21 protein-coding genes are annotated in these 21,558 nt (G+C 46.4%); 16 read left to right on the top strand and 5 right to left on the bottom strand.

The genetic code is table 11. From position 1 onward, the window contains the following. The 3 genes from L5M29_RS21985 to L5M29_RS21995 all read left to right on the top strand — a co-directional run. Positions 1-1,399 (top strand): hypothetical protein (locus tag L5M29_RS21985; RefSeq protein ID WP_263170068.1); only part of this gene is annotated, 1,399 nt, incomplete at its 5' end. A 62-nt stretch (positions 1,400-1,461) separates the two neighbouring features. Beyond that, positions 1,462-1,794 carry a hypothetical protein gene (locus L5M29_RS21990; RefSeq protein WP_088213178.1) on the top strand — a complete coding sequence of 111 codons (333 nt, stop codon included), beginning with the start codon at positions 1,462-1,464 and terminating at the stop codon, positions 1,792-1,794. A gap of 45 nt (positions 1,795-1,839) precedes the next feature. Continuing rightward, positions 1,840-2,163, top strand: coding sequence for a hypothetical protein (locus L5M29_RS21995; RefSeq protein ID WP_088213179.1), 324 nt, complete (start codon positions 1,840-1,842; stop codon positions 2,161-2,163). Between the two features lie 343 nt (positions 2,164-2,506). Here the strand turns inward: L5M29_RS21995 and L5M29_RS22000 are convergent, their stop codons facing one another. Further along, positions 2,507-3,118, bottom strand: coding sequence for a hypothetical protein (locus tag L5M29_RS22000; protein ID WP_218737387.1), 612 nt, complete (start codon positions 3,116-3,118; stop codon positions 2,507-2,509). A gap of 243 nt (positions 3,119-3,361) precedes the next feature. Continuing rightward, positions 3,362-4,141 (bottom strand): hypothetical protein, encoded by a 780-nt coding sequence (locus L5M29_RS22005; protein WP_088213021.1) that lies wholly within the window; start codon positions 4,139-4,141, stop codon positions 3,362-3,364. Between the two features lie 733 nt (positions 4,142-4,874). Here L5M29_RS22005 and L5M29_RS22010 point away from each other — a divergent pair. Beyond that, entirely contained in the window at positions 4,875-5,123 is a 249-nt protein-coding gene (locus tag L5M29_RS22010; RefSeq protein WP_263170070.1) for a hypothetical protein, read from the top strand. Positions 5,124-5,198: 75 nt separating this feature from the next. Here the strand turns inward: L5M29_RS22010 and L5M29_RS22015 are convergent, their stop codons facing one another. Then, positions 5,199-6,254, bottom strand: coding sequence for a DNA-binding protein (locus L5M29_RS22015; protein WP_007645345.1), 1,056 nt, complete (start codon positions 6,252-6,254; stop codon positions 5,199-5,201). Positions 6,255-6,459: 205 nt separating this feature from the next. On the opposite strand from L5M29_RS22015, the gene L5M29_RS22020 reads away from it, so the two are divergent. From L5M29_RS22020 to L5M29_RS22075, 12 genes are all read left to right on the top strand, one after another. Further along, positions 6,460-7,467, top strand: a complete 1,008-nt coding sequence (locus tag L5M29_RS22020; protein WP_011711679.1) for a site-specific integrase — start codon at positions 6,460-6,462, stop codon at positions 7,465-7,467. A gap of 157 nt (positions 7,468-7,624) precedes the next feature. Next, positions 7,625-8,563, top strand: a complete 939-nt coding sequence (locus L5M29_RS22025; protein WP_011711678.1) for a chromate resistance protein ChrB domain-containing protein — start codon at positions 7,625-7,627, stop codon at positions 8,561-8,563. Then, entirely contained in the window at positions 8,556-9,923 is a 1,368-nt protein-coding gene (chrA, locus tag L5M29_RS22030; RefSeq protein WP_007645338.1) for a chromate efflux transporter, read from the top strand. Before L5M29_RS22025 ends, chrA begins: the two co-directional genes overlap by 8 nt. A 53-nt stretch (positions 9,924-9,976) precedes the next feature. Next, entirely contained in the window at positions 9,977-10,726 is a 750-nt protein-coding gene (locus tag L5M29_RS22035; RefSeq protein WP_263170072.1) for a superoxide dismutase, read from the top strand. A gap of 200 nt (positions 10,727-10,926) precedes the next feature. After that, on the top strand, positions 10,927-13,914 hold the full coding sequence (locus tag L5M29_RS22040) for a Tn3 family transposase (protein ID WP_011711676.1): 2,988 nt from the start codon (positions 10,927-10,929) through the stop codon (positions 13,912-13,914). Positions 13,915-13,985: 71 nt separating this feature from the next. Further along, a complete protein-coding gene (locus L5M29_RS22045; RefSeq protein ID WP_263170074.1) occupies positions 13,986-15,488 on the top strand; it encodes a DUF4942 domain-containing protein in 1,503 nt (500 codons plus the stop codon). A 471-nt stretch (positions 15,489-15,959) separates the two neighbouring features. Next, on the top strand, positions 15,960-16,367 hold the full coding sequence (locus L5M29_RS22050) for a DUF6884 domain-containing protein (protein WP_259560945.1): 408 nt from the start codon (positions 15,960-15,962) through the stop codon (positions 16,365-16,367). 503 nt (positions 16,368-16,870) lie between these two features. Continuing rightward, positions 16,871-17,548, top strand: coding sequence for a hypothetical protein (locus L5M29_RS22055; RefSeq protein WP_259560947.1), 678 nt, complete (start codon positions 16,871-16,873; stop codon positions 17,546-17,548). Positions 17,549-17,624: 76 nt separating this feature from the next. Beyond that, on the top strand, positions 17,625-18,209 hold the full coding sequence (locus L5M29_RS22060) for a hypothetical protein (protein WP_263170076.1): 585 nt from the start codon (positions 17,625-17,627) through the stop codon (positions 18,207-18,209). Positions 18,210-18,603: 394 nt separating this feature from the next. Beyond that, positions 18,604-19,302 (top strand): tyrosine-type recombinase/integrase, encoded by a 699-nt coding sequence (locus L5M29_RS22065; RefSeq protein WP_263170079.1) that lies wholly within the window; start codon positions 18,604-18,606, stop codon positions 19,300-19,302. Between the two features lie 87 nt (positions 19,303-19,389). Beyond that, on the top strand, positions 19,390-19,752 hold the full coding sequence (locus L5M29_RS22070; RefSeq protein WP_011918395.1) for a DUF2511 domain-containing protein: 363 nt from the start codon (positions 19,390-19,392) through the stop codon (positions 19,750-19,752). An 8-nt stretch (positions 19,753-19,760) separates the two neighbouring features. Beyond that, positions 19,761-20,666 (top strand): hypothetical protein, encoded by a 906-nt coding sequence (locus L5M29_RS22075; RefSeq protein ID WP_263170080.1) that lies wholly within the window; start codon positions 19,761-19,763, stop codon positions 20,664-20,666. Between the two features lie 9 nt (positions 20,667-20,675). Here L5M29_RS22075 and L5M29_RS22080 read toward each other — a convergent pair whose 3' ends face one another. Together L5M29_RS22080 and L5M29_RS22085 are read right to left on the bottom strand one after the other, a co-directional pair. Next, positions 20,676-20,945, bottom strand: coding sequence for a hypothetical protein (locus L5M29_RS22080; protein WP_263170082.1), 270 nt, complete (start codon positions 20,943-20,945; stop codon positions 20,676-20,678). 14 nt (positions 20,946-20,959) lie between these two features. After that, positions 20,960-21,403, bottom strand: coding sequence for a hypothetical protein (locus tag L5M29_RS22085; RefSeq protein ID WP_263170084.1), 444 nt, complete (start codon positions 21,401-21,403; stop codon positions 20,960-20,962). Positions 21,404-21,558: the final 155 nt, after the last annotated feature.

The following is a 21,558-nucleotide window of genomic DNA, read 5'->3' on the forward strand; positions in this document are numbered from 1 at the left end:
CTCATTATCTAGTGCGCTTGGTGGAAAACAACGACAATCGCTGAATATTCCGTATCTGCAAAGCATTAGTCTACTGACAGGCTACAGGCCGGAAGCTCGTAAGACCGAAAGCGCAAACCAGTTCTCCCGCCGTGTCGTTAAAATCAGCAAACAGGGTATTGAGAAGGGCAATTCTAGGATGGTGTTTTACAAACCAAAATTGGACTGCAGATTACATGAGGCACACCAACAGACTTCTTCTTTGTTAGTGCCTAACTTCTCTGGCTTTACTCAGCAGGCTATCGCGACCCACGAAGACCTGTCATTTGACCCAGCTGCCACGGTAGAAAACATTCAGCTATCCGAATTGTCGCTTGAGAAATGGTATGCCATTGATGGCCCAAGACGCGCCTTGCAGCTTCACAGGGACTTTATGGCCTATTTTTGGCGGAACCGCCACAGCTACGGCTACAAAGCAATTGATGTGCGGCGCTACTGTGGCACCCATGTGGCTGAAACCTTGTTAGCTGAAGGCGTGATCACCATTAAAACGAGCTATTGGGGCCAGCTGCAAGCCATTTTAAAGCGCACACAGATATTTCAGCAGCTCGGAATGTTCAGCTTTCAGTCTATGCCTTACATCGATGTTGCGAACCATCCCCGCGCCATCGATATGACCCAGCATCGCAGGGATAAGACAGAAATCCTTAATATCATTAGAGCGGAGCGAAATGCCCAGCGCCACGGGGTTAAAACCGCCCTAACCAACGATGACACAGTAGAGCGCCTAGGACTTAATATCGAGCGCGTTATTCAGGAAGCAGGTTGGGCAGTAAGGGAAATGATAGATGGTCTTAATAGCCATTTACTCCATATAAGATTTGATACCTCAGACGTAGGGGTAACCCAGAAAGCTGGAGTGTCTAAATTGTGGCTGGCACTGATGTTCGGCGGCGTGACCCAGATTGATGATTTACTGAAACAGCTGCTATCGCCTGCTCAGCTAGTTCAACTCAAAGAGCATCCGAGCGACTACCTCAATGTCAGCAGACTCATGGCCAAGTCGTTGAATTTGATTGTCGCTGAAATTAACCGAGCAACCCATGATTGGAGCGACGCTATATCAACGCTCAAACAGCAATTATGTAAAGGCTTAACGCGGGAAGAGTACAAGGTCGCCGTCGGCTCCCTGGTGCCAGCCGACGTGTACGACCAATCCATTTTGGAGTGGTGGAAGCCAAACCCTGACAACTTCAAATTGTTGCTGGGAAAAGCGTTAGAAACAATGGAAGAGAACTTGAGCTTTATTGAGTCACTTAACCAATCGTTACAACGAGTACTGCGCCTAGCAATGCCGCAGGCAGCTAACAAGATGACTCTGGGGGCACGCTTGGCGGCATTGAAGCAGAAGGCAGCGTAAGGCAAAATTTGCGTGATTTGGACTTGGTGAGATCCTGTATTTAATTAAACAGGAGCCTTGCCATGCCCAGATTCGATTTTAAAGACCCTCTCAATCCACGTTTGGCGGAAAAGCCGCAAGTATGGCAAACGCCCTTTATCCGGCTAGCGAACCGCATCCCTCCAAGTTACCGCATCCACTTTGTAGGCGTGACTGTAGATCACCGCTTAGGCTACACCGGAAGGCGCCAATTTCACTCGCTGGCTCAGGCTCTCACTTGGGCCGAATCAATGTATGGCGATTCGTGGTCGAATAAACGCTTTACTCAGGCGTTGGATTTAGACGCGCTATTGGACTGCACCAGTCGCCCAATACCCGATAAAATTAAAAATATCCTCAAAGCCCTATTCAATTAATTCAGGGACTTGCTATGCTGGATTAACAACAGCTTAGGGGGTGAAATGGTAGAAAAGACGTTAGGCACTCTGTCTATTTTGATGATTGTTCTAGCAGTTTATGCAATGGCGGATCTAAATTGGTCGGCAATGGCGTACCCATTAGCGATATTGGGTATGATTTACACTTTCAAAAACTCCATTAAAGGTAAAGAAAATCACCCCAAGGTTAAAAACGGTTTAGCCTTAATACTGCTAGGGATGGTTTTGCCGATAGCTTTCCTTTTGATAACGCATGAATTGGCGCCTTTCGGTCTCATAATAACGATGATAATGATAATTGTCGGGGCGATTAATATTATTAAGGCTATTACTGAGACTTCTGATTAAAGCTAACCAACTAACCGTTTAAATACAGCAATCAATAACAGGGATATTAGATAAACTCTTTGTTTAAGGGGCTGCTTGCCCCTTAACGTCAATTATTCATATCAGGCATTAAAATAGTGAACAAAATCACCTGCCAATTCCTCTGTCGGTGTGTCAATTGCAATTCAGATACTCGTACTAATATCCAGTTTAATATGCACTTGTTTGTAAGCGCCTAACGAAATTATGAATGTCTCGTATGGGACATATACACGTTGCTTAGCTTCCATTTGCTTTGTTGCAAACCAATCTATGAACAACGAATGACGCAAGTAACCAATTTACTTTGATACATATTTTTTCCCTAACAATCACTTGAAGGCGTATAGGCTAGCGTACCGCTTAACGTTATCTTATCCTGCCAATAACTTTCTTTGCAGTCACGGATCATTGCGTTAGTTCCATTCATTCCAGCAATGTAACGCAACTTAAGGGCAGTATTAAAATCAACAAGAACTCCCGATAGATGTTTGCATGATTTATCGAAAAATTGCTTTTCATATATTTCCAATTCTGGCGGTAGTAACTCAATCGGCAACCCTAATGAGGTTTTTCCATTATTGCCTCTATCGGGGTTAATTGTTGTATCTTCAAACTTAACAGCATATTTCACCATCTCACTCGGCTCAAAATAAATATCCAATTTATTCAGATCAAACGGTGGATGCTGGTTTTGGTAATCCTCATATTTCGACAACTCCCCCCACTCAGAAATACTATCCAATTTATTCAGAACAAGCTTTGGCTTACGTGTTTTGTTAACCACAAAGCGGATAAAGAATCCCAGACCCACTGCTAACGAAAGCTGAATGAGTGTTTCAAAACTTAATGTAGGTAGCTCACCTAGCCCTATGATCAGCATCGTGATAAGAGCACCTAGCAACATCAAAAGTGTATCTTCTATAAATTTTTTCATAATTTTTCTCGTACTCAGCTTCGTATGATAATTTTCAACCAATTTTGCAGTTGGTTAAATTGCACTATTGACGCTTCAAACAAATGCAAACCCTAAACGTTTACAATTCTCTATGAATGTTGTCCAGAAAAGTCAAGATCCTCCTTATTTGGGACTAGAAATTTAAATCGGTCATCAAAATCATCCCCATCTCCATTAATATACATTGCTGTCATACTTTGCCAAGGTGATACGAATTTCGACTCAAACCCAATCTATCTCTAAATAATGTGGTAAGCATAAATTATCAATATCAACACCTAATTCACGGAAAAGATTTTGGAACGGTTCTACTCCGATACTATTTGTGCTGAAATTCGAAAAATCTTTGAACGCATAATTTTCAAATCGCTCTAACAACTCTATATCTCGAATACGTTTTTCGCGTGAGTGTAATACCCACTCAACCATTAAATCGAAATGTTCTTCATTATATAGAGCAGCAATATCAGACCATCTTATCGCTGATATTCTCCCAGACTCAATAAGATCACTAAGTAGGCAGCAAATCATGTAAATTCTATTTTTTGCTTTGTTATTATAGGCTTGGTCGCTTGCTAGATAAATGAAAAGATATGATAAACCGTCACATAAGTCATATTTATTTCGAAAGCGTAAATACTCAACATGTTCTACGCCTTTCAATAGTGAAATAAGCGTAGGGCGCCATTCTAAATCATTTGTATACCAAGGCTTCGACATTTGTTCTATGGCGTATAACATGCTAGAAGTTAAATTTGGAATATGCTGTGATATAACTTTGAATGCTCTTTGATTGTTATAATTCCAATCATTTTCAACCAGCATTCTAGCTCTAAAATCGTTCTGACCAAGCAAATAATTTAGGGTGTTATTATTATCAAACCCAAGAATTTGTGCGTAAATATCAGCAGCAACTCTGCCGCTAACAATTTTTTCTCCGACAGTATAATTAATTGCTTGAGAAAGAAATTTTCTGCGTACTTTTAATATATTTTGATGCATGAATACATACTCCATAATAATTGGATTTAACTGACGCGCCACTCACGTCAGTCAATGCATGTATGCATGATTAGACGTTATTTAACACTACAGCTTTTGTCCGCGTGGCATGGAAATGGTTGCTGAATCCCAGTGCTAAGATGCCAAAATAAATAGTTACGGTCAATAGTTCTTGACGATGTTCCTTATAATTAAGCATTTTTCTGTTCCGTCACTGATTTATTACTTTTTTATTAGATTCGTCTTTTCAATACAGCTAAAAGACAATAAGCGCTCTCTGTTTCATGATGTGGGATCTGAAGCTCAGCAATCGATTCCAGTACACCCGCGGAGTCAATGCTTGCCCCTGCCCGTCTGTTTTTACTCGCGTCCGATAATTACAGTTATCGGACACGAGTACCCACCAGCCGAAAACCATATTAGTGTGATGTCATTATACTAAACAATACTGAAGGGTTTGCGTGGCGTTGGTGCCATGATGCATTAGTGTGGTGTCACTATATTAAACTGGGTGGGATGGATGATTTTGCGCTCGCTTTGCCGAGTATAACCCCATTTGACTCGGACCTTGTATGTTTGTCAGGCGTTAACCGTGATTTTTCATGATTGATTAGTGCGTGGGACACACTAAACCATAAATATTTAGTATGGTGACACTATATTAATGTCAAAATTTGCGTGATTTTTAAAGCGTGAGATAGTTTGAACATCGAAACTTAAGAGGGTGTTCCAAATGTCTCATTCCGTCATGTTAGCCGAACAAGGTGAGTTAAACTTTTCAACCGCACAACGTGTAAGGCACTTGAAGGCGGAAGAGCAGGATTTTGAGTGGTATCCTTCGTCTGAGCATATCATTGATGTAGTTCGACGCGACTTGGTTGAGTCTAAGTTCTTAGAGTCTTACAACAGAGAGTCATCCTTGCTTGATATTGGCGCCGGAGATGGCCGAGTTTTAAGCGCCCTTAAGAGGTCCGGCCGGTAAAAGCGTTGGAATTAGCCACTTTGCAAATAAGACATTGATTCATTTAGCTTTTCTGACAAAGGCTGGATAAAATCCTTACCGAGATAGCGAATCCTGAAGCTGCTTAAACTGTCCCTGAATCACCGCTTTTTCCTGAAGAATCAACCTGTTCTCATCGGACAGAGCTTCCACTCTATTCTGAGAGACTATCAGATCCGTTTTAGTGGCCTCCAATGCTTGGGATAGTACGGCCACTTGCTTATCGGCATCTGCTTTCTGGCTGGTAAGTGCGGCAATATTATCCGCCAGTTGTTCACTTTTATGTTGCTGCTCCCGGCTTTTTGCCGAGGCGTCGTTAAGTCGATGCTCCAAGTTCTCGATATCGACCACTTGTCTATCCAAGGTGCTTTTGTTCATCGCATTGGCCTGTTCGAGCTCATGCGTTTGTCGTTGTAAGTGCGCATTAGTGTCTATCAGTTCGGACGCGCTTGACTCGGCTTGGATGAGCCGGTGTTGCAGGTCTTGAATCTGGTCTTTCAGGCCCTGGTTAACCACGTGGAATTGCTCGCGTTCCTGCTGCCGATCTTCGGCGGTGCGTTGCTGGTAGTGTTCAAAGTGATCACGAATATCCTTATTTTCCTGCTTGAGTTCTGCAACGCTTTCCTTTAATTCAGCAGTTCGTGAAAGGGCTTCGTCGCGTTGAGCCTCTGCCGTTGCTAGCTTAATGCGTACATCTTCCAGGGACTTGCTTTGCAGGGCTTTTGCTTCGGTAATTTGCGATAGCTGGGCGTTCAGATCCTGTTGGCGGTCGGTAAGCTGCGCGATGCTGTTACGGGCCTCAGTCAATTCTTTCCGGAGTTGATCATTCGATGCCTTGAATTCGTCGCGGGATTGCGCGATGCGCTGGTCGGCCATCTGCTGAACCCGTTCATGTAAGGCTTTTACTACCTCGACGAGATCATTCGGCAACCCGCTCACATCGACCACCTCCCCATTATCTGACCGCCAGCGCTTGAGTAGTGGTGCAATGGTGCTTTTGCTGCCGGTTCCCAAATGCTCGCGGACACGATCTACGGTAGGCTCCTGGTTCTGGATTTTGATAGCCTCTGCGGCTTTCGAGACATCGTAGTAAGTGATTCCGGCGCGAGCCATGACAGTTTCCCTCGGTGATTATTTAGTAACGTATTACATAGCACGTAATATAACATAATATATTGACTTTTATGCAGCCAATAAAAATTAAATAGTAACCTTCGATAATGAATGTTATCGTGGGTTATGAGTGAGAAATGAAAAATTGATGTTTGTAACACCAGTACATTGGTGCCTTCCAGCGACCCACAGAAAAGGGATAACCATGGATAACTACACACCCAAACTCACATCGGATTCGCCATTACGTAGTGAGCAATCAGTTTTGCCGTCGCTGGCAGAATCCGACTCACTGCGCCACTATCTGCAAGCGGCGACCTCCAATAACACGCGAACAGCCTACCGTTCAGCGATTCGGCAGTTCGAAAAATGGGGCGGGCGGTTGCCCACGGATCGGGATACCCTGGTGCGTTACCTGGTGGCCAAGGCCGATGTGCTGAATAGCCGGACTCTCGCCCTTCACCTCACGGCCGTTAGCCAATGGCACCACTACCAAGGGTTGACTGACCCGGTTCGTGATCCGCTGGTATGTAAAACCATGGAGGGCATTCGCCGCACCCATGGACAGCCCAAGCGCAAGGCCAAGGCGTTGCGCTTGGAGCACATCGCCCAACTAGTAAATTACTTGCGGCACTTACCGGACAACAAAAAGAAATACCGGGATATTGCCTTGGTACTCACCGGGTTCTTCGGCGCCTTGCGTCGCAGTGAGCTGGTTGCTCTTCAGGTCAATGATCTGGTTTGGGAGCCGGAGGGGCTGCTCATCCGGTTGCCGCGCTCCAAGACCGACCAGCAAGGCATGGGTTTAATGCGAGCTTTACCTTACGGAAAGGCCGCTTGTTGTCCGGCTACCGCCGTGAAAACTTGGTTAGATGCAGCGGGCATCACCAGCGGTCCGGTGTTTCGTCCCACCAACCGCTGGGATCACATTCAGGAAAAAGCGCTGGCTCCAGGTGCGGTCAATGCTTTGCTCAAAACGCTGGGGCAAGCCTGTGAGTTTGATTTTGTGCCTGAACTCAGTAGCCACAGTTTCCGTAGAGGGTTATCCACATCGGCAGCGCGTGAGCGAGTGGATTTTGAGTTGATCAAGAAACAAGGCGGCTGGAAGAGCGATGCCACCGTCTGGGAGTATATCGAGGAAGGCCAGCAGCTCAGCAATAATGCGTCAATTATCTTAATGGAGAAGATGGCAACCCTGATGGATGCTGAATGATTCGGTCAACATTCGGGGCAGAATCAATGTATCGGGCCAAACCCAAATACCAAAGCTGGTAATGTTACCGCCACGATCATGGATCATTCTGGCCGCTGTACACCATCGATAAAATATTGTAGACTTTCCTACCTTTGTGTAACTAAATCTACAATATATGAAATGGGTATTACTGATCTTATCCCTGCCCACCCAAAACGCGACAGTGCGTATGCGGGTATGGCGAACCCTCAAGTCCTCCGGTGCAGCAGTATTGCGTGACGGCGTTTATCTGCTTCCCCATCGACCAGAACATCAGCAATTGTTCGATGGCTTGCTGCAAGAAGTAGAGGCAAGTGAAGGCTCAGCCTATGTGCTCCTGGTCGATACCGAAGATGCTGGCCAATTCAGCGGCCTGTTTGATCGTCAGGATGATTACGCCCATCTTTTACACGAGCTGCCCCCAATAAAAGAATTGGCCAGTAGTTCCCTGCAAGAAGCAACCAGACAGCTGCGTAAACTGCGCAAAAACTTCACCGCTATCGCCGCAACGGATTTTTTCCCCGGTGAAGCGCAGGCACAAACCCAGCAGGCGCTGCAACAGCTTGAACTTCAGCTCAATCGCCAGTTATCGCCCAACGAACCCCATGAGCACACCGGTGAAATCCCACGGTTGGATATCAGCCTCTATCGCGGGCGGTTATGGGCAACCCGTCAACGTCCCTGGGTGGATCGCCTTGCCTGTGCCTGGCTAATCCGCCGTTTTATCGATCCGGAGGCTCGCTTTGTGTGGTTGCAAGCACCGAAGGATTGTCCCGCCGATGCGCTGGGCTTTGATTTTGACGGAGCCAGTTTCACTCACCTGAATGGCAAGGTCACTTTTGAGGTTCTGCTTGACAGTTTTAGGCTCGATCACCCCGGCTTAACGCGCTTGGGGGCCTTGGTGCATTTTCTGGACGTAGGGGGTATCCAGCCCAGTGAAGCCAGTGGGCTGGAGCAAATCCTGTGGGGATTGCGCAACAGTATTCATGACGACGATCAACTCATCGCCACGGCTAATGGTGTCTTCGATGCCTTACTGGCTGCTTTTACAAATAAGGAAACACACCATGAGTAACACCACCGAATTAATAGCTCACCAGCCGGTTGAAGCGCCTGCGCCGGTCAGTTTTTGGGAAGCCTTCCGTTTCTGGTTAAAGCTCGGGTTTGTCAGCTTTGGTGGCCCGGCAGGCCAAATAGCCATCATGCACCAGGAGCTGGTGGAGCGCCGGCGCTGGATCAGCGAAAAACGGTTTTTGCATGCGCTCAATTACTGCATGGTGTTGCCTGGTCCGGAGGCGCAACAACTTGCCACTTACATTGGCTGGTTAATGCATCGTACCTGGGGCGGTATAGTGGCGGGTGTGCTGTTTTTGTTGCCATCACTCTTCATTTTGATTGGACTCTCGTGGGTATATATCGCTTACGGCGACGTAAGTTGGGTAGCCGGTTTGTTCTACGGTATCAAACCGGCGGTGACTGCCATCGTCGTGCATGCCGCCCATCGCATTGGTTCACGCGCGTTGAAAAATAATGTGATGTGGGCGATTGCTGCCGCCGCGTTTGTGGCCATTTTTGCACTCAATATCCCATTCCCTTACATCGTGATTGCAGCGGCACTGATTGGTTATTTGGGTGGGCGGTTTCTACCTGACTACTTCAACAGCGGCGGTGGCCATGGCAAGGCTGATAAATCCTTCGGCACCGCGTTATTCGATGATCACACACCCACGCCCGCGCACGCCATGTTCCGCTGGTCGCGTTTCAGCATGATCTTGATCTCCGGTGCATTACTCTGGGCTGTTCCGCTGTTTGCACTTTGGAGTTATTTCGGTTGGGATCACACACTGACACAAATGGCCTGGTTCTTTACCAAAGCGGCACTACTCACTTTCGGTGGTGCCTATGCGGTATTGCCCTATGTTTATCAGGGTGCGGTCGGCCACTATGGTTGGCTCACGCCCACGCAAATGATCGATGGCCTCGCGCTCGGTGAAACCACACCAGGGCCGCTGATTATGGTGGTGGCCTTTGTCGGTTTTATTGGGGGATATGTACAAGCCGTATTTGGCACCGACATGGTATTTCTCGCGGGCGCAGTAGCCGCCACCATTGTCACCTGGTTTACCTTCTTGCCCTCGTTTATTTTTATTTTTGCGGGTGCCCCCTTTATTGAAACGACGCACAATGATTTGAAATTCACTGCGCCACTCACGGCCATCACGGCGGCGGTGGTAGGTGTGATCTTGAATCTCGCCCTGTTTTTCTGTTACCACATTTTGTGGCCAGAAGGCTTTGATGGGCGGTTTGAATGGATATCAGCGGTAATTGCTGTTGCAGCGGGTATCGCATTATTTCGTTACAAAATGAATGTGATGAAGGTGATTGGCATGTCGGCGCTTGTTGGGCTTGCGGTGTCGTTAATGGGGATTAATTAAGTCATCTTTCGATCTGCTCGAACTCATTGCTTACACTTAACGGAGGAAAACCAATGAATGATTTTAACCAAAACAAACGTGATTTCCTGGCTACCAGTGCGACCGCTGCCGCAGGGTTGCTTATTGCATCGGCATCAAATGTTAGCACAGCTGAATCGTCGTCTCAGGCAGCACCTAAAGGAGCAAATTGGATGATCACCGAAATAAAACCAAAACCTTTATCCTTCAATGCCGCAAAATTAAAAGGCCTTTCTGCCAATTTGATCGAGTCGCATTGGACTAACAATTACAGCGGTTCGGTAAAAACATTGAATGCGGTGAATGATCAGTTGAGTCAGGCACTCGCAAACCCCGACACGCCAGCGTTTCTCTACAATGATCTCAAGCGGGAGCATTTGATTCGCACAGGCTCGGTCATTTTGCACGAATTATATTTTGATAACCTGGGCGGTAATGGCAAAGCCGATGGTGAATTACGCTCAGCTTTCGCCAAACAATTTGGTACTTTTGATCGCTGGGAAACCGAATTCCGCAAAATCGCTCAAGGCTTGGGCGGTGGTTCCGGGTGGGTTGTTCTGGGGTATAACACGCATTTCAATAAGCTGGAAAATTATTGGATGGGTGATCACGCACATTTCCCGGTAGGCACAGTTCCGTTGTTGGTCATGGATATGTATGAACATTCTTATCACATGGACTTTGGCGCGGCTGCCGGTAAATATATTGATGCTTTTTTCAATAATATTAATTGGGATGAGGTTGCTCATCGGCTCCAAGCCACTCACACGAAGACAACATCCTAAAAACGCTATTGGTATGCCTTCTCTTAGGGGGCATACCATTCGCTTCGGCGCAACCAATCAAGGACACGGACGTTATTGATCCGGCGCTGAGTGACGTGTGACTAAATTAAGAGAAAACCAAATGGCGACCAGAAACCTGCAACTAGCCCACCTGCGAAAACTGTCCCAACTGAAACTGCCATTAACAAAGTAGCGGATCGATGGCGGCCATTTACCAGACAGCCTATCCGCGGATCAAGTCAGATATCACGCATGTCGAGTTAGGGGATGTCTACACACCGACACCGGAAGAGCAGCAGTTTGCTGTGAAACATTGCAAACGGGCGAGCACTTCCTTTCTGGGATTACTAATCCAGTTAAAGACGACCCAACGATTAGGCAGATTTGTCACATTGGGTGAAATTCCAAACGTCATCATCGCACACATCAAAAGCCAGTGTCGTTCAAGAGCATCATTCAAGGATCTTCAAACCTATTACGTGTCAGGGGCAAAGGATCGTCATGTAAAACTGATTCGACGTTATCTCGATATAAAACCCTACGATGCAGCCAAGACCTCCGGATTAACAAAGAGTTGGGCGCAAGAGGCGGCAACAACTAAAGAAGCCCTGCCGGATATCATCAATGTCACGTTGGAATACTTGGTCAAGGAGCGATACGAGTTGCCAGCGTTCAGCGTGCTTGAGCGAATCTGCCAAACAGCCAGAGCGGAAGTCAACACCCGGTATTACGGTCAACTGTGTGAATTTTTGACGGCTGAAAGTCGCCAGTGCATCACGGATATTCTCCGTTCCAGCACCGGGCCGAATGGTTTTGGCTGGAGCACGCTGAAAAATGAACCGAAACGCCCAACTCCTCGCAATATCCATGCGTACATCCACTACCTGGAATGGCTGACCTCCCTGCAAACACTACTGCCTGCGGATTTGGGGTTGCCACCGGTGAAACACCAGCAGTTTATCGACGAGGCCAAGGCCCTGGATTACGCCGAATTGATGAAGCTAAAGCTGAACAAGCGACTCGCTCTGGTCATCGTTTTAATCCGACACCAATACGCACGAACTCTGGATAATGCCGCCGATATTTTTATCAAACTGCTGTTAAAAATGGATCGCTCGGCGCAGAAACTGTTGGAGAAATACCTTGCAGACCATCAAAAGCAAACTGATCATTTGATTTCTGTGCTGACTGGAACGGTCAAGGTTTATTTGGATAAACCCGAATCGGTGTCAGCTTTTGATCCTGTCCTAGGAAAGAACAGCGATCAGTTGCTGCAAATGTGTGAACACTACATGGCGTTCGCGGGTAACAACTACTTGCCGTTCATGGTTCAACTCTACAAAAAGCAGCGATCAACGTTGTTTCGCACGATTGAAATACTCAATCTGGCTTCGTCCACGGAAGACAAGGATCTGCTGAATGCATTTCAATTTATTTTGAAATACAAACAACGGCGCGCCGAGTTCCTGTCCATTCAAAGTGATCCAAACGATCCATCCTCCAAAAATGTCATCAACATTCGCTGGATTCGCGAAAGCTGGTGGAAACTGGTCACAGGAAAATCGACTAAATCAGCGCAAGTCACCGAGGTCAATAAAACCTGTTTTGAGCTGTGTGTGTTTGAACGGATCGCCGAAGAACTGAGTACCGGTGACTTGTTCATTCCCTACAGTGAAACCTTCGATGATTACCGGGAGCAAATGATCACCTGGGAAGAATACGAGGCGCAGCTGCCTACCTATTGCGAGGAGGTAGGACTTATCGCCGGTGATACTGAATTTGCAAGAACACTGAAGGAGTCCATGGAGGCGAGCTGCCAGAAAGCTGATAGCCAATTTCCAGAGGATGAACTGGTCCGTATAGAAAACGGGAACCTGATTATCGGTAAACCAAAACCGGATCAACCTTCGCCAGAGGTCGAAGAAATTGGAGCGCTCTTGCGCGATCGCTTGGACAAGATCAACCTGCTCGATGTAATCATTAATGTCGAAAAATGGTTGAACTTGAACAAACATTTTGGCCCGTTGTCGGGTTTCGAGTCACGTATCAGCGACCCGGTGTTACGTTTTGTTCTGACGGTGTTTTGTTACGGCACCAATATTGGCCCTACCGAAACCGTGCGATCCGTGCAGGGTGTGTCGCGCAAGCAAGTTGCATGGCTTAACTTAAAGCGCACTACGGAAGCCCGTCTCGATAAAGCGATTGCTAAGATCAACAGCGAGTACAAGAAATACCGGCTCATTGAGTGTTGGGGTTCGGGCAACAGTGTGTCCGCTGATGGCAAGCTCTGGGATCTCTACGAAGATAATTTACTATCGGAATACCATATTCGTTACGGCAGCTATGGCGGCATTGCCTATTACCACGTCTCAGATACCTACATTGCGTTGTTCAGCCGGTTTATCCCCTGTGGTGTCTACGAGGCGATTTATATCCTGGACGGTCTGCTCAACGACGAATCAGATTTTAATCCAGACACCGTTCACGGGGATACGCAGGCGCAATCAACACCGGTATTTGGCCTGGCGTACCTACTGGGCATCAAGCTCATGCCGCGTATCCGAAATATCAAAGATCTCAGCTTCTACAAGCCTGACCGCGCTATGGTGCTTAAGCATATTCAGTCCTTGTTCAAAGAGCCTATCAAGTGGGACCTTATTGAAAAGCACTATGCGGATATGATGCGAACAGCTATGTCCGTTAAAGCAGGAAAAATTACCGCCTCGACAATCCTGCGCCGGTTCGGCACCAAGAACCGGAAAAACAAGCTGTATTTTGCGTTCCGCGAACTCGGGCGAGTGGTCAGAACTATGTTCCTTTTGGAATACATCACCGATGTTGATCTACGCAAAACGATCCAGGCAGCGACCTGTAAGAGTGAGGAGTTCAACGAGTTTGCACGTTGGTTGTTTTTTGCGAATGCCGGAAAAATTCCCGCTAACCTAAAGCATGAGCAAAGCAAAATCGTGAAATACAATCATTTGCTGGCGAACTTCACAATCCTATACAACGTGAACGCGATGACGGAAGTGTTTAACCAGTTGAAGTCGGAGGGCCACAATATCACCCGCGACCTCATGGCCGCATTCTCGCCGTACCATACCGAGCACTTGGGCAGATTGGGAAGCTTTGAGCTGGATTTGACCAAGCAGGTTAAACCAATGTCATTTGAGTTGCTGGTTGATTAAATCTTTATTATTCAGTTAGTTATACTCGAAGTGGCTAATTCCAACACTTTTACCGGCCGGACCTCCTTAACATGCCACTTGAAGATCGTCGCGGCGAAATGAGCCCACCATTTTACAACCTGTACGCCATTGAAAAGAGCCTAGTCCATTGCAGCCAGCTCGATAAAAAAGTGCTGGTTATTGGCACTGACTTTAATCAACAAACCCTTGTTGATAAGCCAGTTGGCGTCATTTTCTGTAACCCTCCTTATTCTGCCTTTGAGCAATGGGCAACCCGCGTCATCACTGAGGCTAATGCCGAGGTGTGCTATCTGGTATTGCCACAGCGTTGGTCTGGCAGTCGAGATATTGAAAACGCGATTAAAGTACGTGAAGCCGAAGCTGAGGTCATTGGCACATTCGATTTCCAAAATGATTGTGATCGCGAAACCCGTCATTCAGTGCCGGTTGACATTATTCGGGTGAATTTAGGGTATAAAAACCATCGTCAATGCAAGGTAGACCCCTTCAAAGCGTTCTTTGACGCTAACTTTGACCTAGATTTGGCTGAAAGTGATTATTCTGCAAAATTCAGAGGGCCATCCGATTCTACTCAACAAAAGCTCAATGAATTGGTGCCAGGTGGTGACATGGTTAAGGCTATGCAATCGCTTTACGATCACCAGATGGCCAAGCTAATGGGTACTTATTCCGCACTCGCTGAAATTGACCCTGATTTACTGAGAGAACTGGAAGTATCTAAATCTTCGGTTCTGGAAAGTCTCAAGCTCAAAATCAAGAGCCTCAAGAGTCTGTTTTGGAAGGAATTATTCTCTAAATTTGATGCGCTGACTTCTCGCCTGACATCATCTAATCGCAAAGCGTTACTAGAGCTATTGGAGCGTCATGTAAGCGTCGATTTCACTGCCGAAAACGCCTATGCGATAGCTCAATGGGCAATAAAACATGCTGATGCTCTTCAAGATGATCAGTTCAAGGATTTCTACCTATCTATGTGCCAAGCGGCAAACGTGGTGAATTATGTTTCGAACCAACGCACCTTCAAATACGACGGCTGGCGATATCGTGAGCTGGTCAAGAATGGTCACATCTCCCATTTCAAATTGGACTACCGCTGTGTAATGGAAAATGTAGGCGGCATCGTTAATGGTTACGACTATAACAGCTATTACAACCAATGCGGTCTGTCTTGTCGTGCAATCGAATTTATCACTGATTTGGTCACCATCGCTGGTAATCTTGGTTTCGATACACGCGGCACACCAAAGGCTTATGAGTTCAAATGGGCCAGCAACAAAGCCCACGATTTTAGATACATACAATCTAACGGCTCTAGCGAGGTACTGTTCTCAGTTCGTGCGTACCTTAACGGTAACCTACATATTAAGATGAACCCTAAGTTGGCGCTAAAGTTAAATGTAGTGGCTGGTAAGTTGTTTGGCTGGGTTCGTAGCGCAGAAGAAGCGGCGGATGAAATGGAGGTTCCAGCATCTCAGGTCGTGGAAGTTACTGAAATGTTTGGCCATTCGTTATCGTTAACGCATAACTATCAAAACCTTTTGATGGCGGCTTAATCCCTCCTATTCAGACGGCGCAAAGTACAATTTTTGCGCCGTTTTGCATTTGTGAGATCCTTTACTCAGATAAGAAATTCAGTTGTTAGAGGTGACTATGTTTGCTGCATATTTGGTTATAGGTGTGTTTGGGTTCGTCGCGGGCCTAATTGTTTTGCTCAACAAAGGTAACCCATTACCTGCGGCAATTCCTCGTGCAGCACCGCTTAATATCATCCCAAGTACGATCCCATGTGTGGCTAATCAATACCAATATGGATGTGATGATTAGGCTGGTTTTAATCGTAGAACGGGCGCTTACCATGATTATCTTATCAATCCAGCTACAGGGTTGCTTACGCTGAACGGCGCTTTGGATGTGGCAGGTAATCCTTTAGGAGCTGACTTGACTCATTCAGGCATCGATAGCGGTCACGACTTTGATCATGACTTTGGTATGAATCATTTGGGGAGTGATTTTTAATAGAATTATTGTGGACTACTCAAGCGGTTGCAGGCCAATTCTATGCGTTACAGCAAGAGCTGGTTTCGTTGAAGCCGACGCTAATTTTGCTCTGTAGTGAGAAGAAGCTGCCCCACCACGCCCTCGCCTTTGATTTTTACCAAGGCACGGGGTATCTGAGTATCGTGAAGCAATGGTCACAAGTAGAGTTATCGCAGGTTTTTAACCTATTTTTCCTTAGCGCCAAGCATGGGTTAATCCACGCATCGGAGCTGATTGAGCCCTACGAACAGGTAATGACTGATGAACGGGTATCGACGTTAGGCGCTAACAAAGTTCTGGTTAGCAAAGCCCAGCGCCATATCCAATCCATGAACTACGATGCCCTCTATACCTCATGCTACCAAAACGGTATCAAAAGGCCTTTTCTGAGTTAGCTGATCAAGCAACTGGCAGATTTAGCCAAATCGTCCCAGCTACAGGCGGGATATTAAGTCAGCGTGGCCAGTTAAAGAGGCTTCTCGTAAATGAAATTGATTTAGCTAGGCAGCGCTCAAGATTGCTCCAAACGGTTGTGAGGACGTTTACCGATTCTCCCCCAATGCAAGAACTGCATCATGTCGTTAGCGTTGGGGGTTGGGTGCGCCCTTGACTTGCTGGTGCGTGTCAGGATGCCACATTTGCCGAGCCATGCGAGATTGCGTTTATAGAGTGCTCACCCTCCGGCTGCGTCGCTTTCTGGGATACAAACGGCAAGCAATGGAGCAGGTATAGCATTAGCGCGGGGATTAAACGGTTTGGCCTTAGCGGTGAAGCAATGCCCGTTACGGCATGATTGAAGCAAGTTTGTAATATTAAAATCCTGTAGAATTTACTCAAAATTTGCCAGAAATTGAACCTATGCAATGATGATCTTACATTAATAACTGAGAGAAATAAGATGCAAATTAGCCCAAGTATTTACCTTGACCAAGCGACCAGTTTGTTAGCTCCCCTGCCGTTCCTAGAGGACAACGGCGACGCGGATAGCTACTATCAGGAATACAGCTTTTACGTCGATACGCCTAACCCGCTGGTTAAACTGGAACTCGCAGTCATGGTCAATGCCGAGGTGCTGACCGATAGCGACCATGCCCCCATCGTGTTCACCTACGGCATTAACCTTGGCCAAGGTAACGGTATTGAGGATGGTGCCAATTTCTACGTCGAGGACATCGAGGCTATCAAGTCTGGCGACTTCGAACCGATTAACTCGGTTGAATTAGCTCTTCTTCAAGGGGCCATCCCTATGCTGAATAAGATTGTTAGTGCCTTGCAAAGCAATCCACTGGTCTGGAAGGTGGTGAGCCAACAGCTATCAAAAATCGTCTCTGGCATCATCACCCGCCCATCAAGCCCGAATGAACCAGATTTTTTGACAGGGGCACTTGTTGAATGTGATCTCCAAATTCAGGACTTAGATGGCACACAAATAACTATAGTACCTGCGCCGCAAGGAGGATGGACTCATGACAGCCTTGAAGCGCTGGACTGTGATGCATTGGCAGGTGGTCAAGCATGGAATGCGTATCTACTTTACGGTGTATTACCTCAATGGGTAGGCAGCTCAGAAATCTAACTAAACTTGTTTGATTTAGTTAGTGTGTGTCTTTATACTAAAAACATAATTATTAGTGTAGAGACGCCATACTAAAATGAATGACACTACCTCCCCACTCAAATCTGACTCATTAGGCCCAGCTTGGACGTATCACGCCCTCCCCTCTGACGTCAGTTCGCGACCCAAGGGACGCACATTAAGACTGTTAGCGGCAAGTGAAGCTGCAAGCCCACAAGTACGTGATTTACTCTCGCGCATGATCGGTAACACTTACAACCAGATAGAGAAAACCGAGTGGTTTACTTCGCAGTTCTTAAATGGCACTCCGACCCTCACTGTGACATTCCGTCAGTTAATGCGAGAAACCGAACCCACCAAATCCAAGCCGTTACCACAGGAAACCGCGCTGCATTCATTGAATGTCTGTATTAATTCCATTTTCTCGGATTCAGGTTGGAAGCTGGTACGTCGGCGCATCTCTCAAATCGAGCGGCTTCAAAAAACGACTCGACCTGTGATCAGCAAGACCCAATACGACAAGCTAGTTCTTTTCAAGGATACGATTGGCGCCAAATCCGTGGATGCTGCGATTGATGAATTACTGAGTTTTTACAAGGACGAACACCCCGCTTTTTCAGCAGACAGGGAGGCATTAGGTGAGCTTGTTAACCACGAATAATCACAGCGTTGCACTGTCCTACGGCGAACCTCCGTCAACGCTTAACGATTCGTTAAAAGACAGCTATCAGCGCTCTACTGACGAGCTACAGGCGCTATTGTCAAAGCCTCTGGCTCACTTAACCGATGCAGACAAGCTCCGCATTCGGGAGATTACTCAGGCAAAACTCAAGCACTTTCTTGAGAATGGCCACCGTACCCGCAGGGCTAATACATGGCGAGCACTAATGAGCCGGTGGGCTAAGTTTGAAAGTTGGTGTCTTACAAATAACCTTACCCCGTTGCCTGCGAGCCCCGAGGTAGTGGCCACATTTATTGAGTACCACCAGGCGTCGTCATACACTACCTTATCTCAATATGCTTGGGCGATTAACAGTTTCCATGTGGAGTGTGGTTTGCTGTCCCCTGTGAGCAGTAAGACCGTGCAAGACAAGCAGAATGAAATCAGAATAGTAAAGCTCGAGTCAGGCGGCTTAGCGCAAGAGCAGGCAACGCCTTTTAGACTTCATCACCTGCAGATGCTCATAGAATCGTATGGCGAAAGTGAGAGGTTATTAGACAAGCGCAATTTGGCGTTGCTGAACATCGCCTATGAATCGTTGCTTCGTGAATCCGAGCTGCTTCGGATCAAAGTGGGCCATCTCAAGTCCACCTTTGAAGGCGATTATGTGTTGTCAGTGCCTTACACCAAAACCAATGACTCGGGTGAAGAAGAGGTTGTGAACATTACGCCGCTAGGCTTCAAATTGATTCAGCGGTACATCCAAGGTGCTGGGCTGACTAAGGAAGACTACTTGTTTCAGCCGATTGGCCGGAGCAATAAAGTCTCGGTTCAAGCCAAGCCGATGAACACCCGTACAGTGGACCGAGTATTTCTGTGGGCATTCGAGAGCTTAGCAATCGACCTTCATTCTGCTTGGTCTGGGCATAGTGCCAGGATTGGCGCCGCACAGGACTTACTTGCCGCAGGCTATTCGATAGCCCAAATCCAAGAGAACGGCCGTTGGAAAAGCCCAATGATGGTATTGCGGTACGGCAAAGACATTAAGGCAAAGGAAAGTGCGATGGCCAAGATGTTGGCAGAAAGACGGTAGTCTGATTCTACCTGCATTTCTATATGAACCTGACAATTATTGACTTAATATCAGTAAGTTAAACAATTTAAAACAGGGAAGTGAACTGTGAAGAAAGCGATTATTATCTCACTACTTGCATTGAGCCCAACTTTAAACGCTAAAGAAATTCATCAAAGTAGTTATGGGGAAAGTTGGCCGTTTACTGTCGAAAGCGGAGAACTTGGCTGCTACGAACAGGCCGTGTTTTTTATCGCAAATGATAAAGAATATGCGGTAAACGGTGTTGCCCAAAGCAAGGGTTATGATGCTATTGAGCCAATTTGGAAAGAGGATAGTTCTTTATTGGAATACCAAAAGGCAATAGCTAAAAAGGAAAATAAAACTCTTCGACAAGTTCAGGATGAAATGGGTGTATCCCGCGTTAATATCGGACCGATCCTTCAAGAAGGCTTAAAACTTTGTAAGTAGCTTACCTTATGAATCTAATCCCCTTCGGCCTTCGTAATGATGGCGTGTATATAGATGCAGATGACGCAACGCGGGGTAAGTCCTGTGATTGTACTTGCCCATCATGCGGTATTGCCTTAATCGCACGGCAGGGTGACGTTAATGCGTCCCACTTTGCCCATGACTCCAAAGGTGCGAGTAAGGAAGAGATAGAGGCCTGCAAATACTCGTTTTATGTCTCAGTACGCTACATGCTGAAGCAGCTGCTACAGGGGACAGGCTTGTTAATGTTGCCACCTCTCGAGATTGACCATCACGGCCAAAAGCACGTCATTACCAAAAGTTTTCTAATCACGGTGGAACCCAAGAACATAACGCTTGATATTTATGAGCAGGATATTATGTTTGACTTAATCTTTACAGTCTCAGGTCGCAAGCTATGCCTATACATTAGCCATCCTGGTCGCCCTGCGCCGATATATAACAACCTCTCAAGAGATCAGCACACGGCGGTACTAGGACTTGATTTGATTCCTTTCTCAAAGATATTTAATGAGTTTTACAAACTAAAATCAGCTCAAACACTACTGCGCGAATGGCTTGAAACGTCCATTAAGGGCAAGCCTTGGATTTACAATCCAAGGCGCAATGCGTGGTTTGAGCATCAACAGACTAAAGCTCCAGCTGTTCAGGAACAGCAACAAGTTCTGGAACAAACCAAGACTACCCGTGATCGGATTAAAGAGCAGATTGCCAAAATGGACAGGTTGAACGTAGTCGCTATATATCGCTGCGTTTTTTGTCAGTTGGACTTTGAAGGCAGTGCGTTACTCAACTACTGCCCTAAGTGTAATGACCATCTAAGTGTGAAAAGAAAATCGGAGATTGCGGCTCAAGCTCCACATCCACCTAAAGGCAAGTATCGGTATCGATGACTCTATGATTTATTCAAGTAACGTCAACTTATAGTCAAGCGGTGTAAACCAATGCCTACGGCCCGTGTCTAAATTGCGAACAAAATACCAATCTTCCGACTTTAGGTGTGCTGGTAGGGACTCAATCGTGGAGATTTCACCGTCATCCACCAGCACTTTCTCTGGCTTTGGAAGTACCTCTAATTGGAGCCGTTTCTCGGGAAATTCCACTAAACTGCCATCAACGTCATCGAAGGATGTAGCTGGAGACACCGCTATATATTTTTGGCCGATTTGCATGTTGCTGCCTCATTTTATTTAAGTGTGTAATGCTGGACTTTGACATTCGGGATCACGATTGAATGGTTGAATGTCTCGGGGTTGAAATGGCGGAGGAAGTAATTGATAGTGACTCGGTGTTTACCACCAACCAAGTAATACTTACCTTCCAGCTTTGCGAGTGTAACGCCTACTTTGGGCCAAAATTGGTCTGTAAAAAAATTTGGGCTATCTTCTAAAATCCCCAAATAATGCCCCATAGAAGTATGGTGGCCATTTAACAGGTTTCCCCAGGAAACCGAAGGAATCATCCCTTGTTCGTGTCCAACAATAAGGTCGTATGGCACCGTTTCATAGGTAATGTGGCCCTTATCGATAACCCAGCCTCTTGCCAATGCTAATTCAGTTAGGTTTACTAAAACCGCATCGCTGAGAGGGGCGGGTTGAAGAGCATTAAGCTCTCTGAGATTTATCTTCAATTTTCATTTCCTTGCAGGTATTGCCAGCGATTAAAGTGGTTCAGGAAGGAAAGCACCAATGCTTCCGCGGCTTTTACGTCTGTAAATACCTGACATTTCTATAGGTTTTCCATATTCTACGGGTGTTTGGTTCATCATAAGGCTTAACATCCCAG

It is taken from the genome of Shewanella sp. SM95, assembly GCF_025653595.1.
Lineage (GTDB): Bacteria > Pseudomonadota > Gammaproteobacteria > Enterobacterales > Shewanellaceae > Shewanella > Shewanella oncorhynchi.